This window comes from Phytobacter sp. RSE-02 (assembly GCF_040578655.1).
Taxonomy (GTDB): domain Bacteria; phylum Pseudomonadota; class Gammaproteobacteria; order Enterobacterales; family Enterobacteriaceae; genus Phytobacter; species Phytobacter diazotrophicus.
The window spans coordinates 482,927-498,849 of the sequence record NZ_JBEULY010000002.1 but is presented as its reverse complement, the minus strand read 5'-3'; the positions used below and the strand labels follow the sequence as shown (position 1 = coordinate 498,849).

The window sequence follows — 15,923 nt, the reverse complement described above, 5'->3', positions numbered from 1 at the left end:
CATGCGGTCGTTAGCCGATTTCGAATTTAACAAAGCACCATTGTGCGATGGAATGATCCTGATATCTGAATTGATTCGTGATGATTTTCCCTCGCAGTTCGTGCACGACGAACTTGAGCGTCTGATCCGTCTGGCGCGTGAAGAAATAAGTGAGGCTCAACCGCAGGACTTGCAACTGGAGAAACTCCTTGAGCTGTTTTACGGCGAATGGGGTTTTAAAGACACCCGCGGTGTGTACCGTCTGTCGGATGCGTTGTGGCTGGATAAAGTCCTGCAAAACCGTCAGGGTAGCGCGGTGTCACTGGGCGCCATTCTGTTATGGGTTGCCGGGCATCTGGACATTCCGCTGATGCCGGTGATTTTCCCGACGCAGCTCATTCTGCGCGCTGAGTGGCTGGATGGGGAAATGTGGCTGATCAATCCCTTTAATGGCGACACGCTGGACGAGCATACGCTGGACGTCTGGCTTAAGGGTAACATCAGCCCTGTGGCTGAGTTGTTTAATGAGGATCTCGACGAGGCAGATAACGCGGAAGTTATCCGTAAACTGCTCGATACTTTGAAATCGGCGTTGATGGAAGAGCAACAAATGGAACTGGCTTTGCGTGCCAGTGAAGCCTTGTTGCAGTTTAACCCGGAAGACCCGTATGAGATCCGCGATCGTGGCTTAATTTATGCGCAACTCGAGTGCGATCATGTTGCGCTGCACGATCTGAATTACTTCGTAGAGCAGTGTCCTGAGGATCCCATCAGCGAGATGATCCGTGCGCAAATCAACACCATTTCGCACAAGCAAATTACACTGCACTAAACTGAATTAATAGACTGAATCTTGATAAGGGAATTATATGACACAAAAAGTGGTTAGCATTGGCGATATCAATGTCGCGAACGATCTGCCGTTTGTTCTGTTTGGCGGTATGAACGTGCTGGAGTCCCGCGACCTCGCGATGCGTATTTGTGAGCACTACGTGACTGTTACCCAGAAACTGGGTATTCCGTACGTGTTCAAAGCCTCTTTTGACAAAGCCAACCGTTCCTCCATCAAGTCTTACCGTGGGCCGGGCCTGGAAGAAGGGATGAAAATTTTCCAGGAGCTGAAACAGACGTTCGGCGTGAAAGTGATCACCGATGTTCACGAAGCCAGCCAGGCTCAGCCCGTCGCTGACGTGGTTGACGTGATTCAGTTACCGGCATTTCTGGCGCGTCAGACCGACCTGGTCGAAGCGATGGCGAAAACCGGCGCCGTCATTAACGTGAAAAAACCGCAGTTCGTAAGCCCTGGCCAGATGGGTAATATCGTGGATAAATTCCATGAAGGCGGTAACGATAAAGTTATCCTGTGCGACCGTGGCAGCAACTTCGGTTACGACAACCTGGTTGTTGATATGCTCGGCTTTAGCGTGATGAAAAACGTCTCTGGCAACTCGCCAGTCATTTTCGATGTAACGCACGCATTGCAGTGCCGCGACCCGTTTGGCGCCGCGTCTGGCGGCCGTCGTGCCCAGGTTGCTGAGCTGGCGCGCGCGGGTATGGCGACAGGCCTGGCCGGTCTGTTTATTGAGGCGCACCCGGATCCAGCCAACGCGAAATGCGATGGTCCGTCCGCACTGCCGCTGGATAAACTGGAGCCGTTCCTGAAACAGATCAAAGCGATTGATGATCTGGTGAAAAGCTTCGATGAGCTTGATACCAGCAAGTAATCGGAGCAAAGCGTCTTAAGGTGACATTTCGTCAACCGAACGGCGAGTAACAAAACAGGCATAGCTCCGGGCAATCTTTCATGTGTCAGATTGCCTCAGTCGGGTTGGTAGCTATGCCTGTTTTAACAGCCCGCAGCCTGTTTTGTATCACTCTCACCGCGATTTAATGGCATCGGGAGCCTTATCGAGACTGCTGAGATCGCACTCCAGTTCAACATTATTCTTAGGTATCCAGATCCCCGCCGTAAACCCTCCCCATGCTTGCAGACGAAGCTGTGCGCGTCGTCCGCGGAACGCCACTTTGATGAGCGAGGGAGAAAAGGTTGGATGCAACGAGAACCAGGCAAAGTCGCCGATGCCGATATCCGCTGAACGTTGCGCCTCTACGGTAAGAATGACCGTCCCCCAATGACGTCTTTTCGTCTCTTCGAACTCCACTTTCAACAAGAACCCGTTATTCTCTGGCTGGCTACCAAAGCGCCCTTTATTGGGATCGTCCGGGAAGATAACAGGACGAGAAAAGGCGGGAAGTTCCGGTGAGTGTTCTGGCGGCAATTGGCCGAAAAAAGTAAATGCTGTTTCCAAAACGCTTTGCGGAGGCGCCAGTCGAGGGGATCTCACGCTTTTTGGGCTCGATCGTGACAGGGTGATTTTTCCGGCGCTGATTTCGCCTTGAAAGATCACAAAAGTGTTATGCGTGGGAAGACGACCAGAAGGGGTCCGGTTTGGCGTGAGAATGTTGTACTTTTTCAGAGCATCTAAATCGCGTGCAAGCCAGCTAAATGTTGGGCCGACACCACGTTGGAGTGGTAGCTCACGGTGCCAGCGTATATTAAGTCGTTCAAAGGTGCGTACTATCGCAGGCTGGATGGCTTCCCTATTGGTTTTGATGTAATTAGCAATACCTGACAACAGTTCATTGAATAATTGATTGGTATAGCGGTAGTAGGGCGAACCTGCCGTTTGTGCCTTTGCAAGGCTCAGAATTGCCTGCGAGACGGCGTGATGTTGCTCTTGTGAACCTTTTTCCTGCGCCGCAGAAAGAGATTTGCTGGCAATAATTACATGGGTATCAAACGCCCATGCGGCTCGTTCCTTGAGCGATATGATCGGGAAAGCATCTTGCTGCGCAAACAACTGCGGAAATCGTATCGACAGAAGACCAATAAGTATTGCGGCCCAGGGATCTGTGAATAATACAGTGACATTATCTTTGCGAATGATGTTATCCCTGACAGCCTGAACCTCTGCCGAGGTTCCTGCATCCAGTGCACGTAACAGCGCGCGTAATCGGGGGGCGGCAGGTGTAATGCTAAGCTCAAGATCTTCCGGGGCAAACGGAGGTGCCACTACCGTAATCAACGTACCACCTTGATACAGCGGCAACAAACAACGCTCAATCCTCACTTTTTCGATGGCTGCCGTTAACCGCACCCGATGACCCAGCCAGGGGTCGCGATCGGGCGCGTCCGGTATCTGGAGTTCAAGCCGCCCGGAAAATATTTCCATCTTTGATTCGCCGCGAAAGAGAGTAAACGTTTCTCGTCCGCCTTGTTCCTCGGACAGACCGAGCGAAATACGTCTTTTGTCTGGAGAAACCGCAACGGGCAGCGTTTTAATCATCTCTGACACAGGCGCTGCACCGGAAGATCCCCATTCCTTATACAAGGGAAGGGCTGTTATATCTGAGGTAAACCATGGTGGAATTTTTGTCTCAGTCTGCTGCTTTATCGAATTAAAGAAAGTGGTTTTGCTTCCCGAAGACAGGAGGGCGGAAAAAGTGGGCAAGATAACGTTGTTCGTTTTTCCCGCTTCTACATAAAAAATAACCGATTGCGGTGCCATACCCGCAGGTGCAATGTCGGCCCAATAAATGCCGGGACTGATATTTTCTGATGAGAAGGTGCGGTTATTGGGTGTGGCAATCCAGTCGGCGAGAAATCGATCTTTGTTTTGAATGCGAATCGTGCCAATGGAAAGGTCACGCGGTGCCACGAAATTAAGCGTTGTTTTCATGGGACGGTCACCCACTGTTCGAAGAGAGGCTCTTTAGGTTGAAAAAGCTGTGAGAAATGGCCTGTACCGTCTATCGCAATGGCATAAAGTGCGTTAATTCCCGGAGGTACGGTTGTACACCAGGGCAATGCATCACGCGTCTCTTTGTTTTTCAACCAGGGCGGTGAAGGTTCATCCCGCTGACTAATGGCGAAATCAAAATTGGGCATTCGCTCTGGTGGATCGGTCATGACCACCAGGGGCAGCTCAAAGTTCTGTGGATAGACAAAGGGCGTGGGATCGCTCTGGGTTACAGCAAAATAGGGGTCGAAAGGTTCATTATCTCGCCAGTGTTCAAAATAAATTCGCCGCAATGATTTGAGATCACTCTGCAAATCGCGGCTATTGACTCCCCAACCTGAGCGGGAATAGCGTGCAGAGGAGCCGCTCAGCCCTTTCAGACATGTTTGCGTAAAGCGCCCAAATTTACGGTTACTACCAGCGGCATCCGTCCCTTCATAGGCCAGTTGCCCCTCCGAGGCCGCACAGAGCAAGGAGACCTGATTACGGCTCACGGCAAAAAGATCCGGCTCAGGATAAAACAGACAAGGCTGCGCCTGAGGTCTCAGTTCGAATTTAGAAACAAATTGGCCGCATGCATCGGAAAATAAAAACGCAGCGGAAATCGTCTGGTTTTTTCTTAATGCGGTCGAAAGCTGCCCGAGATTGATGTGCGACCAGACATTGGTGATATCGTGGTTCAAGTCCTCCAAAAAGAGCACCGGTTGCTGCAAATGCGATGCACCGTGGCCACAGCAATAAAAAAAAGCCACATCGCCCGGCTGTATGCATAACCGCTGATACCAGGCCAGTCCGCGTGTAGAGACGTTTAACTCTGTTGCGGGGTCAACAGGCACCGCAGCGGTCCATGGGTAGCGATTTGCTGTGGCGGGTGGATCGGAAATCAATACATCGAGTGTTGCCAGCGGCGCGGCAAGGCGATCTTGATTATCGAGTAACCAGTCGCAGACAAGTTTTGCGCTATCTGCGGCGCTCGGTAAGGGAGGGACCGAGCGTAAGTCAGCGTCAACACCTTGTCCGGCGCGGGCGAAGGGATAATTTCCCACACCGACAACAAACGCGTGTGTCTTCGGGCCAATAACGTGACGATCCAAAAGTAGCGTCATTGTCTGTCCCTCATAAAATACCAGACGCTTTAAGTCGCGCCCGGGTCCGTGCGTAAAACTGCGGACGCTGGAAATATTTCGAGTGCGTATCAGTAATGCCGGCCACAGAATTGAACATCACGTCTTCTGCTCCCGCATAAATCATGTCGGCACGGAAGGCCAGGGGATCGATCGGATCGAAGACATTGAACCAGTGCTTAACGCAATCCGGTCGGCGGCGAGGCGACCCGGCAGGAAGGTTAGAAGACAGGACACCGAGTGCGGCAAAAAGACCGGGTTGCGAGCCCACCGTGAAGAGCGCATCAACTTCAATATCCTTGGGTAATCCGGCGGCTTCCGGGTCGGTCAACATATCGGTGAGGATCACTCCTCCCATACTGTGTCCGACCACGATCAGCGGGCCTTTAGCGGCTTTCTTCGCACTATAAGCGCGCATAAGGTCGCCACGTACAACATCCTGAATGGCATTTCGCGTTTTGCCCTCTTTGAGATAGACAAAAACATCTCCCATAAACAGACCGATGGCGGGGCTGAGACTTCCACGTACAGCATCAAACCCCAGCGTTGATGCCGCATTGGAGATACGTCCTGTTACTGCAGAAATCGCATTACTGATCGCACCTCCAATACTGAAAGTACCGTCGACGCCTTCTTTCAGCCGGTCACTAACACTTTGCGCAGTCGCATCCGCAGGAAACAGGCTGGCACTTTGCTCTGACGCAATGAGCGCAAATGCATTGCGAAACGCCTGAAGTTCCTCACCTGACAGCGGACGTTTTTGGCTCATGGCCTTGTCTGCAATTTCTGAACAAATTGCATCAAGCGCAGCAATAGGGTCTTGCTGCCCTAGTGCGACGATGGACAAATCAGACGTCTTACCGCCCGTGCTCCCGAACCCGCCATCAAGACCGGTTAACAAGGGGAGATTTAGTGAGAAGGTGGCAATATCCGTATTGGTCTGAAATACCTCGGGTGGAATGGGGGCGACAAAGGTTCCCCACATCGGCGAATAGATGTCGACGGGGTTACCGTCAAAAACCAATTCCCGATAGAACGTATTGCGGTTAGCAACCGCGAGTGCGTAATCAGCGTCTGCACGCGTTGCGACACCATGGACAAAAACGAGTTGCGGCATGTTTATTCCCCATATCTTGTTATAAAGGGGGTCCTGAGTGTCCTTATGCCGGGCCTTCACCGTGAAGCACCACTTACCACGCTCAACTTTAAAAAGCGTAGCTAAGCGCAACGGTAAAGCAATATAAAAATCGGGGTTTTTATAAAGGAGATAATAAAGGGGCTTATACCTGCTATCGGATAGGAAAAGACGGAGAGTATGGCTGATCCTCTCCGCCCCTGTTGAAATAGTTTACATCGGGGTATATTCCGTCGGGCAAATGCGACTGAATATCAGGCAAAAATCGTCATCAAATAAGCCGCAAACAGTGCCAGATGCGCGGCGCCGTTAAGGACATTGGTGCGACCCGTTGAAAACGAAATATGGCACAGCATCAATGACGCCAGCATCACCACCAGCTCCGGTTTGCCCAGGCCAAACATCAAATCATTCCCGGTCACCCAGGCAATCAGCGTGACAACCGGTACGGTCAACGAAATGGTCGCCAGGACTGAGCCGAAGAACAGGTTCATTGCGCGCTGCACCTGATTATTTAATACCGCTTTCAGGGCGCCTAATCCTTCGGGAGAGAGAATCAACAGCGCAACCAGGAAGCCGGTAAAGGCAACAGGTGCATTCATTTCCGTCAGCAGATTTTCCAGCGGATTGGCATTCATCTTGGTGACCGCAATAACGGCAATCAGATGGACCAGCAGCCAGACGGTATGCCAGCCGCTGCTGTGCGCCGACGGTTTGCCGTGGTGTGGGTCATCATCGTCGCCGTCATCTTCGTGCTCATAAACGAACAGACTCTGATGCGTTTTCGTTTGAATCAGCAGGAATACGCCATACATAGCGGCAGAAATAAGGGCCACCAGTAATGATTGTCCGGTCGTGAAATTGCCGCCTTCTAAGGCCACCGGGAAGACCAGCACAATAATGGCCAGCGGGAAAAGGGCAATCATATATTGTTTGATGCCGAACAGGTTCACATATTGCGTGGCAAATTTCCGCCCACCGAGCAATAACGAGAAGCCAACCAGACCACCGCTGACGATCATAATGATGGAATAAAGTGTGTCGCGCATGAGCGTTGGCGCAGCATCGCCGGTCGCCATTAACGCAGAAATCAGACTCACTTCAAGAATAACGACAGAAAGGCTTAAAATTAATGAGCCATAGGGTTCACCGAGACGGTGGGCCAAAACATCGGCGTGGCGTACGACGCTAAATGCGCTGGCAAGAATCCCCACCAGGGCCAGAGCATTCATTCCGATTATCACTGGCAGCGACTGACTGTTTCCCCAATAAAGCAGGGCTGCCAGTGCCAGAACCGGGAAAATGAGCGAAGTCTCCTTGTGGCGGGTTTTAACCGCCTCGTGCGTTGTTGTCATTGTTGATCTCCAACCAGCAGGTATTTGTAATTATAGAAAGAAATTCAGGGCGCATAAAATAACAAACATTCGCCTTTCATTATCCCTTTTTTACGCTTTTTTACGTCATGCGAATTTTCTGTTTTGAGATGAATATTTATAAAGCTTTAAGGGAAAATAGAGTTAATTAACAATGTAATGCCATTGGGGTTTTGTCGAAAATCAAAATCGGTTGGATAAGACGGGAAGAATAAACCAGACTTAAGTTTTTGCTTAAGGAGGTATACACGATGCCCTATAAAACGAAATCAGACTTACCCGACAGCGTGCAACATGTCCTGCCTGCCCACGCACAGGAAATCTATAAAGAAGCCTTTAATAGTGCCTGGGAGCAATATAAGGATAAAGACGACCGCCGCGGTGATGCCAGCCGGGAAGAGACCGCGCATCGCGTGGCCTGGGCGGCGGTAAAAAATGATTATGAAAAGGGTGACGATGATAAATGGCATAAAAAGCGATAACCCTCTGAAATAGTGAGCCGCATTTTTATATTGCCAACATGATTAATCGCCCTTCGCCTTACGCCCTATAGAGTTCACTTGAAAACGGCCTGTGAATTGCATATCGTCATTGAAAAGCGCCAGGAAGGCAGCAGTAAAGTCGTCGCAAGGAAGCAGGCAGTGGCGGAGGTAGAAAGAGATGTTGACGCGTGATTTCTTGATGAAGGCAGATTGTAAAACGGCGTTTGGAGACATTGAGGAATCGCTGTTATGGTCGGCGGAGCAACGAGCAGCATCGCTTGCGGCGACGCTGGCTTGCCGCCCGGATGACGGCCCGGTATGGATTTTTGGTTACGGTTCGCTGATGTGGAACCCGGCGCTGGAATATGACGAGTCCTGTACCGGTACGCTTCCCGGCTGGCACCGCGCATTTTGTTTACGTCTGACAGCGGGACGCGGCAGCGCCTGCCAGCCCGGACGTATGCTTGCACTAAAAGAGGGCGGGCGCACCACCGGTGTGGCCTATCGCCTGGCAGAATCGACCCTACACGAAGAGCTTTCTCTGTTGTGGAAACGCGAGATGATCACCGGCTGCTACCTGCCAAGCTGGCGCAAGCTGGAGCTTGACGACGGCCGTACGGTAAATGCGCTGGTATTCATCATGGACCCGCGCCATCCGCTTTATGAGTCCGATACCCGCGCGCAGACCATTGCGCCGCTTATTGCCTCAGCGAGTGGCCCGCTGGGTACCAACGCGCAATATCTGTTCTCGCTGGAACAAGAGCTGATCAAACTGGGTATGCAGGATGATTGCCTCAACGAGCTGGTGGGAAGAGTGCGTCTGCTGCTGGAGGGAGAAAAACCAGGTCCGGAGATGCAACCTGGTTTTGCCTGAGTGTGATGCTAACTTATGCTGGAACGTAACTAATGGAATGTTCCAGCGACTGGCTGTGGCTATCGATCAGCACATTCCAGATGCCGCTGTAAGGAACCGCCAGATACGCACTGGCACGATCCTGAACGCTTAACACATCAGTCTGACTTGCGGCCTGACTCTTTTCGCTCATCAGATGGATATGGCAGCTCTCAGAACAACGTACTACCACTGTATCCCCACCAAATAACTTCAAACTTGTTTTTACCAACGCCATTGTTTTAAACCCCGTATATATCGACAACGCACTCCCTGCGGGAAAATCCCGTGCGTGATTTTGTTCACAATTCACTCATTGCATAACACCAAAGGGAAGGGGTTCAGATGCTGACTTTGATCAAAAAATGGCGTAACGATTAAACAATAATGACAAAATTCGGCGGGGGATTATGTCGGCGCGTTAAATTCGGGGAAAAACGCGCCGACAGAAGATTAAATGCGGAAATGACCCGCAGTTTCAGCAAGCTCGCCCGCTTGTTCCTGCAACGCGCCTGCGGCGGCGGCTGACTGGATCACCAGTTCGGCGTTTTGCTGCACCATCCGGTCCAGATCGATGACCGCATGGTTAATTTCCTGGATACCTTTCATCTGCTCGTTCGTGGCGACGGTGATTTCACGCATAATGACCGATACGCTGTCGATGCTGGAGACAATTTCCCCCATGCTTTCCCCGGCCAGACGCACGTAGCGGGAACCCGTTGCCACGCTGTCTGTTGTCGAATCAATCAACGACTTAATCTCTTTCGCCGCCTGCGCGCTGCGACTGGCAAGGTTGCGCACCTCGCCGGCAACAACCGCGAAACCACGCCCTTGCTCGCCTGCACGTGCTGCTTCGACCGAGGCGTTCAGCGCCAGGATATTGGTCTGGAAAGCGATCCCGTCAATCACGCTGGTAATATCCCCGATTTTGGCCGACGCCACTTCGATTGTCTGCATGGTTGAAATGGCCTGCGATACTACTTTGCCGCCGCGTGACGCCGCCTCAGAGGCGCTGTGCGCCTGTTCGTTGGCCTGAGCGGCGGAATCGGTGGACTGGGCGACGGAGGCGGTAATCTGCTCGACGGCACTGGCGGTCTCGCGCAGGCTGGAGGCGGCCTGTTCGGTACGCCCTGACAGATCCTGGTTGCCTGTCGCAATCTCTTGTGCCGCCTGCTGAACAGAGTGGCTGGAATCGCGCAGTTTAACCATCACCACGGCGAGTTTGTCGCTAAAGGCGTTAAATGCATGGGCGATTTGCGCTACTTCATCGTTACCCTGCTCCGGCAAGCGCTGCGACAGGTCATCTGTGCCGCTGCTAATCGCGTTCATCGCGTCACGAATGGTGATCAGGCGCTTGAGCATAGTGGCGACAATCCAGTGCATGAGGGCACCCGCCAGCACGACCAGTACAATCAGCGAAACGGCTGAGGCTTTTAATTGCGCGCGCAGGCCCGCAGTGGCGTCTGCGCTGTCCAGAGCGACAACCAGCAGCCAGTTGGTGCCGTTCACTTTGGTGGCAAGAAACGCTTTTTCCGCACCGGCAAAGAGGCCCGTGAGCGGTTTACCCGCTTGCAGATCGGCAAATTGCACTTCCCTGATGGCTTCGCCAAACGGTTTCAGCGTCAGTTTGCCATCGTTGGCGGCAATCACGCTGCCATCACTGTTCAGTAACAGTCCGCTGCTGTTTGGGGTGGGTTTAATACCCTGGACGTTGGCCACCACGCTGTCCATTGACACATCACCTGCGACCACCGCTTTAAGCGTACCGTTTTCTTTGACTGGTACCGCGAAGGTGACCACCAGTTTCCCGCTGCCTGCATCGACATAAGGTGCGGTGACTATCGGAGCATCCGCTTTGGCGGCCTGCTGATACCAGGGACGAATGGTCGGATCATAATCTGCAGGCACACCGTCCGGGTTTGAGAATTTGGCCGTTTTACTGGCGTACCCCACATAGACGTTGATAAAGCCGGCGGCCTGAGCAATCTGGGTGAACACCGGAACGGGGTCATCGGTTAGGGCGACTTTCTGGAGAGAGGAGATGGCGGTCGTTTTACTGCTGACCCAGTCGCTGATAGCGAGGCTATGGCTGGAGCTGGTGCTGGTGAGGATGTCTTGCTGAGCGTCCTGATTATGCTGGCTGGTTACCTGGTAGTTAATAACGGTGTTAAGAAGAAGAGCAATAGCGAGACAGCCCGCCGTCGCCGCAATGATACGAGCGCGAATTGACCTGAACATATTTATGAGTACCTGCTGTGTTGTCTTTAATGCCTATCGGCAGCACAGCAGGCAAACTTGATGCCAGAGAGGCACCCATAAGAAAAAAGTATTAAAGAATGGTGAATATTAAAAGGTCAGCACTTTGTCTGCCGCCAGCGTCCACTGCGCCAGTTCGACCAGGGTGCCAATCGCCACGCCATCCACTAAGGGCAACGTCGTGATACCGCGCCCGTCGGTGCAGGTCTTACACAATTTCACCGGTACATTTTGCGCAGTAAGGATTTCCAGCATTTGCTGAATATTGTACCCCTCGGCGGGTTTTTGCCCACGCAGCCCGGCGGTCACCGCATCGGACATTAAAAACAGGCGTAAATCGAGGTCGGCTTCTTGCTCGCGCAGGGCGATGGCCAGACGCAGACTGTTAAATAAGGATTCACTGCCGTACGCCGCGCCGTTGGCGACAATCACGATCTTTTGCATCTTCACTCCTTCGATAGGGCATGGTTATTGCTTATTACTCTCCAGCAGACAGCCACGGAGAGTAAGCATGAATAATTATACTGATGCGACACCCGACGCCACCGACTGGTTTCGCTATGCGCGTCAGGTCCAGAAACAACAGCTTTACCAGCTCACCCAGCTTGGCGTGCTGGCGGGAAAAATCAGCCATCTGACCCATATGTTGCAGTGCGAACGCGGCGCATCGAATATCTGGCTGTGTTCAAAAGGGCAGCTTTACGCGCTGGAATGTCGTGCCAGCAGCGCCCTTGCCGATGAGAACATCACCCCGTTTTTACCGTTACTCGCCACGCTCAGGCCACTTGCCAGTAGCGCATTATGCCACCGTATTGCCGCCGCTGTTGGGTGTCTGGAACAACTTCCACAGTTACGCGAACAAATAAAAACCCAGCGTATTACGGCAGAGCAGGCGATGGCGCAGTTCAGCCGTACCATTAGCCATCTGCTGAGCATTATCCCGCAGCTTAACGACAGCGTTGATGATCCCAGAATCGTTAAACATCTGGTGGCCCTCTACAGTTTTATGCAGGGAAAAGAGCTGGTAGGGCAAGAGCGCGCGCTGGGGGCGATTGGGTTTACCCAGGCGGCGTTTAGCGATGCATTGCGCCAGTCGCTGGTGGACCGCATTGATGGTCAGCAACCCTGTTTTGAGGCCTTCCTGTCGCTCGCGGCGCCTGATGTCAGTGCGATATTTGCCCGCGAATGTACCGCCGGGCTGGAGATTGAACAGCTCCGCCGTCAGGCCTGCACCCGCGTGCCCCCCGCAGACGGCGGCGAAGGGGCGCTACGCTGGTTCGCACTGCAAACCCAGAGGCTGGAACATCTGCGTGCGCTGGAAGAGTTGCTGATCAATGAACTGATGCATACGACAGCGACCATGCTGGAGGAAGACGACGACTTTAATGTCAGTAGCTGGATTGAGGAAACGACGAGCGACCGCCTTTCCGCGCGGCTCGACAAACAGCTCTTACCCCTGGTGCGCCAGCAAGCCCGTGAACTGGAGCAACTTAGTGCGCAACTGGCGTCGCTACAGGATTCTCTGGAGGAACGCACGCTGATTGATAAAGCGAAAAATATCCTGATGAATCACCAGAACATGAGCGAAGAGCAGGCCTGGCAATGTCTGCGCAAAATGGCTATGGACAAGAATCAGCGCATGGTTGAAATCGCCCGCGCGCTGCTCACTGTACGGGCGTTATGGTCTCTAACACCTAAGGAGTAGTTGCACATTCTGCGGGCATTCCCTGCACATGTGCAGTGCGAAAACATCCTGAAAACAGGTGAAAAGCACGAAAAACAGCGGCTTGTAACCTGGCATAGTGGTTGCATTGTTAAGTGTGTAAATGAATACATTTGTGGCGGGGAACCAACGGCGGTTCACTGACCATACGGATAAAGGCGTCCATTGGTGCGAAAGCATCGACGGGCGCTTTTTTTTTACTTCGGGAGTGGGTATGGGCGATTCATCGGTTTCACTAACGCGCAGGCGTTTTCTACAGGCAGGAGCCGCACTGGGCGGTGCGATGCTGATGCCCGGCCTGATGCAGGCAGCATGGGCGGCGGGTTCCGACAAACCGGAACTGACTACTGTTCGTGTCGGGTTTATTCCGCTGACCGATTGCGCGCCGCTGGTCATTGCTGCCCTGAAAGGGTTCGATAAAAAGTACGGCATCACCCTGGTGCCCACCAAAGAGGCCAGTTGGGCGGCGGTGCGCGACAAACTGGTCTCCGGCGAACTGGACGCCGCGCACGTGCTTTATGGCTTGCTGTACGGCCTGGAACTCGGGATCGCCGGGAAAACCCAGTCGATGGCCAACCTGATGACCCTTAACCAGAACGGGCAGGGGATCACCCTTTCCAGCGACCTGCTGGATAAAGGCGTCACCGATGGCGAGAGCCTGAAAAAACTGATTGGGCAGAGCGCCCCCGGAACATACACCTTTGCCCATACCTTCCCGACCGGCACTCACGCCATGTGGCTCTATTACTGGCTGGCGAGCGCGGGCATCAACCCCTTTACCGACATTCGCACGGTGGTCGTGCCGCCGCCGCAAATGGTGATGAACATGCGGATCGGCAACATGGTTGGTTTTTGCGTGGGTGAACCGTGGAACGCCCGCGCCATTAATGACCGCATCGGATTTACCGCTGCGACCAGCCAGTCCGTGTGGCCGGATCATCCGGAAAAAATTCTCGGCACGCGCAGCGCCTGGGTCGAACAAAACCCACACACCGCCCGTGCGCTGGTCTGTGCGGTGATGGAGGCATCCCGCTGGATTGATGCTTCCGATGATAACCGCCGGGAAACCGCCCGCATCCTCGCGCGTCGGGCGTGGCTTAACACCAAAGAGCAGTATCTGACCGGGCGCATGCTCGGTGAATACGACAACGGTGCGGGCAAGCGCTGGCAGGACGCGCACGCTATCCGCTTTTTCAATGACGGCCAGGTGAGCTACCCATGGCACTCCGACGGCATGTGGTTTTTAACCCAGTTTCGCCGCTGGGGGCTGCTGAAAAGCGCACCGGATTATGCCGCCATCGCCGGGCGCATTAACCGTATCGATATCTGGAAAGATGCCGCCACGGCTATCGGGGGCATTACGCCGCCTGCGCAGACCATGCGAACCAGCACACTGATGGATGGTACGCGCTGGGACGGTACCGACCCGGAGCAATACGCCAGACGCTTCGACATTCAACGAACAGGGGCCTGATATGAAACATCAACAGAACACACAGCGCGTTACGCCGCCGTCCATACCTGGCGAAGTGATTACGCTGCCTCCGGTAAAAGTCCGCACCCGTAAGCCCACCTTGTCGCGCAAAACTCGCGCGGTAGCCGAACGTGTCGTTCCCGCGCTGCTGGGGCTTGGGCTGCTGCTTATCGCCTGGGAACTGGCGGCAATCAACAGCAAAGGCTTTCCCACCCCGCTCAGCACGCTGGATTCGGCAATGACGCTATTTGCCGACCCGTTCTATCGGGATGGGCCGAATGACATGGGGATCGGCTGGAACGTACTGGCTTCATTGCAGCGCGTCGCCATCGGTTTTGGTCTGGCGGCGCTGGTGGGGATCCCGCTGGGTTTTATGATTGGCCGCTTTATCTTTCTGGCGCGGATGTTCAACCCGCTGATTGCACTGCTGCGCCCGGTCAGCCCACTGGCATGGTTACCGATTGGCCTGCTGCTTTTCCAGAAAGCGGAACCGGCATCAAGCTGGACCATTTTCATCTGTTCCATCTGGCCGATGGTGATTAATACCGCCGAAGGGGTGCGCCGCATTCCGCAAGATTACCTCAACGTGGCCCGCGTTCTGCAGTTGTCCGAATGGACGGTCATGCGCCGCATTTTGTTCCCGGCGGTGTTGCCCGCCGTGCTCACCGGCGTCCGCTTGTCGATCGGCATCGCCTGGCTGGTGATTGTCGCCGCGGAAATGCTCACCGGCGGCCTGGGGATCGGTTTTTGGATCTGGAACGAATGGAACAACCTCAATGTGGAAAACATTTTAATCGCCATTGTCATCATCGGTGTGGTCGGCCTGCTGCTTGAGCAGGGGCTGATGCTGGTGGCGCGTCGCTTTAGCTGGCAGGAGAAATAAGATGAGCAAAAAACCCATTATCCAGGTGCAGGCGGTGAGCCAGCGCTTTTCAACCACGGGCGGTGAGTTTGTGGCGTTGCAAAATGTCTCATTCGATATTCATGAAGGGGAAACGGTCAGCCTGATTGGTCATTCGGGCTGTGGGAAATCGACCTTACTGAATTTGATTGCCGGTATCACGCTCCCAACCGAAGGCGGTTTGCTGTGCGATAACCGGGAGATAGCGGGACCTGGCCCCGAGCGCGCGGTCGTGTTCCAGAACCACTCTTTATTGCCGTGGCTGACCTGTTTTGACAACGTGGCGCTGGCGGTGGATCAGGTGTTCCGTCGCACCATGCACAAAGCGGAGCGCCGCGAGTGGATTGAGCACAATCTGGAGCGGGTACAAATGGGTCATGCGCTGCACAAACGTCCGGGGGAAATTTCCGGCGGGATGAAGCAACGTGTCGGCATTGCCCGAGCTCTTGCCATGAAACCCAAAGTGCTGCTGATGGATGAACCTTTTGGCGCGCTTGATGCGTTAACCCGCGCCCACCTGCAGGATGCGGTCATGCAGATCCAGCAGTCGCTGAACACCACCATCGTGCTGATCACCCATGATGTGGACGAGGCGGTATTGCTCTCTGACCGGGTACTGATGATGACCAACGGCCCGGCGGCAACCGTCGGTGAAATCCTCGACGTCAATCTGCCGCGCCCGCGTAACCGGGTGCAACTGGCTGATGACAGCCGTTATCACCACCTGCGCCAGCAGATCCTCCATTTCCTCTATGAAAAACAGCCGAAAGCGGCCTGAGGTGAG

General features: G+C 53.8%; 15 protein-coding genes. 8 read left to right on the top strand and 7 right to left on the bottom strand.

What is annotated here, in order from left to right; genetic code table 11:
• Position 1 precedes the first annotated feature (1 nt).
• Together sirB1 and kdsA are read left to right on the top strand one after the other, a co-directional pair.
• Positions 2-811 (top strand): invasion regulator SirB1, encoded by an 810-nt coding sequence (gene sirB1 / locus ABU190_RS05960; RefSeq protein ID WP_039079196.1) that lies wholly within the window; start codon positions 2-4, stop codon positions 809-811.
• Between the two features lie 37 nt (positions 812-848).
• Positions 849-1,703 carry a 3-deoxy-8-phosphooctulonate synthase gene (gene kdsA, locus ABU190_RS05955; RefSeq protein WP_039079195.1) on the top strand — a complete coding sequence of 285 codons (855 nt, stop codon included), beginning with the start codon at positions 849-851 and terminating at the stop codon, positions 1,701-1,703.
• A gap of 153 nt (positions 1,704-1,856) precedes the next feature.
• Here the strand turns inward: kdsA and ABU190_RS05950 are convergent, their stop codons facing one another.
• The 4 genes from ABU190_RS05950 to chaA form a co-directional block, all read right to left on the bottom strand.
• Positions 1,857-3,719 carry a pYEATS domain-containing protein gene (locus ABU190_RS05950; protein ID WP_354690694.1) on the bottom strand — a complete coding sequence of 621 codons (1,863 nt, stop codon included), beginning with the start codon at positions 3,717-3,719 and terminating at the stop codon, positions 1,857-1,859.
• Positions 3,716-4,885, bottom strand: a complete 1,170-nt coding sequence (locus tag ABU190_RS05945; RefSeq protein ID WP_354690693.1) for a hypothetical protein — start codon at positions 4,883-4,885, stop codon at positions 3,716-3,718. The genes ABU190_RS05950 and ABU190_RS05945 overlap by 4 nt, the downstream gene beginning before the upstream one ends.
• Positions 4,886-4,895: 10 nt before the next feature.
• Positions 4,896-6,020, bottom strand: a complete 1,125-nt coding sequence (locus tag ABU190_RS05940) for a hypothetical protein (protein ID WP_354690692.1) — start codon at positions 6,018-6,020, stop codon at positions 4,896-4,898.
• Between the two features lie 272 nt (positions 6,021-6,292).
• Positions 6,293-7,393, bottom strand: coding sequence for a sodium-potassium/proton antiporter ChaA (gene chaA / locus ABU190_RS05935; RefSeq protein ID WP_039079191.1), 1,101 nt, complete (start codon positions 7,391-7,393; stop codon positions 6,293-6,295).
• A gap of 269 nt (positions 7,394-7,662) precedes the next feature.
• On the opposite strand from chaA, the gene chaB reads away from it, so the two are divergent.
• Both chaB and ABU190_RS05925 read left to right on the top strand, forming a co-directional pair.
• Positions 7,663-7,893, top strand: coding sequence for a putative cation transport regulator ChaB (gene chaB, locus ABU190_RS05930; protein WP_039079190.1), 231 nt, complete (start codon positions 7,663-7,665; stop codon positions 7,891-7,893).
• A 178-nt stretch (positions 7,894-8,071) separates the two neighbouring features.
• Positions 8,072-8,767 carry a gamma-glutamylcyclotransferase gene (locus ABU190_RS05925; RefSeq protein WP_039079189.1) on the top strand — a complete coding sequence of 232 codons (696 nt, stop codon included), beginning with the start codon at positions 8,072-8,074 and terminating at the stop codon, positions 8,765-8,767.
• Between the two features lie 13 nt (positions 8,768-8,780).
• Here ABU190_RS05925 and ABU190_RS05920 read toward each other — a convergent pair whose 3' ends face one another.
• The 3 genes from ABU190_RS05920 to ABU190_RS05910 form a co-directional block, all read right to left on the bottom strand.
• On the bottom strand, positions 8,781-9,023 hold the full coding sequence (locus ABU190_RS05920) for a DUF1883 domain-containing protein (RefSeq protein WP_039079188.1): 243 nt from the start codon (positions 9,021-9,023) through the stop codon (positions 8,781-8,783).
• A gap of 215 nt (positions 9,024-9,238) precedes the next feature.
• Complete coding sequence (locus tag ABU190_RS05915) at positions 9,239-11,023, bottom strand: methyl-accepting chemotaxis protein (RefSeq protein WP_354690691.1); 1,785 nt, start codon at positions 11,021-11,023, stop codon at positions 9,239-9,241.
• A gap of 108 nt (positions 11,024-11,131) precedes the next feature.
• Positions 11,132-11,485, bottom strand: a complete 354-nt coding sequence (locus ABU190_RS05910; protein WP_039079186.1) for a DsrE/DsrF/TusD sulfur relay family protein — start codon at positions 11,483-11,485, stop codon at positions 11,132-11,134.
• A 67-nt stretch (positions 11,486-11,552) separates the two neighbouring features.
• Between ABU190_RS05910 and nasR the strand changes: the two genes are divergently transcribed.
• From nasR to ABU190_RS05890, 4 genes are all read left to right on the top strand, one after another.
• The gene (gene nasR / locus ABU190_RS05905; protein WP_354690690.1) at positions 11,553-12,746 is read left to right on the top strand and encodes a nitrate regulatory protein NasR; all 1,194 of its coding nucleotides are present in this window, start codon (positions 11,553-11,555) and stop codon (positions 12,744-12,746) included.
• Between the two features lie 232 nt (positions 12,747-12,978).
• Complete coding sequence (locus ABU190_RS05900; RefSeq protein WP_354690689.1) at positions 12,979-14,238, top strand: CmpA/NrtA family ABC transporter substrate-binding protein; 1,260 nt, start codon at positions 12,979-12,981, stop codon at positions 14,236-14,238.
• Between the two features lies 1 nt (position 14,239).
• Complete coding sequence (ntrB, locus tag ABU190_RS05895; RefSeq protein WP_354690688.1) at positions 14,240-15,121, top strand: nitrate ABC transporter permease; 882 nt, start codon at positions 14,240-14,242, stop codon at positions 15,119-15,121.
• 1 nt (position 15,122) lies between these two features.
• Positions 15,123-15,917, top strand: coding sequence for an ABC transporter ATP-binding protein (locus ABU190_RS05890; RefSeq protein ID WP_296432869.1), 795 nt, complete (start codon positions 15,123-15,125; stop codon positions 15,915-15,917).
• Positions 15,918-15,923: the final 6 nt, after the last annotated feature.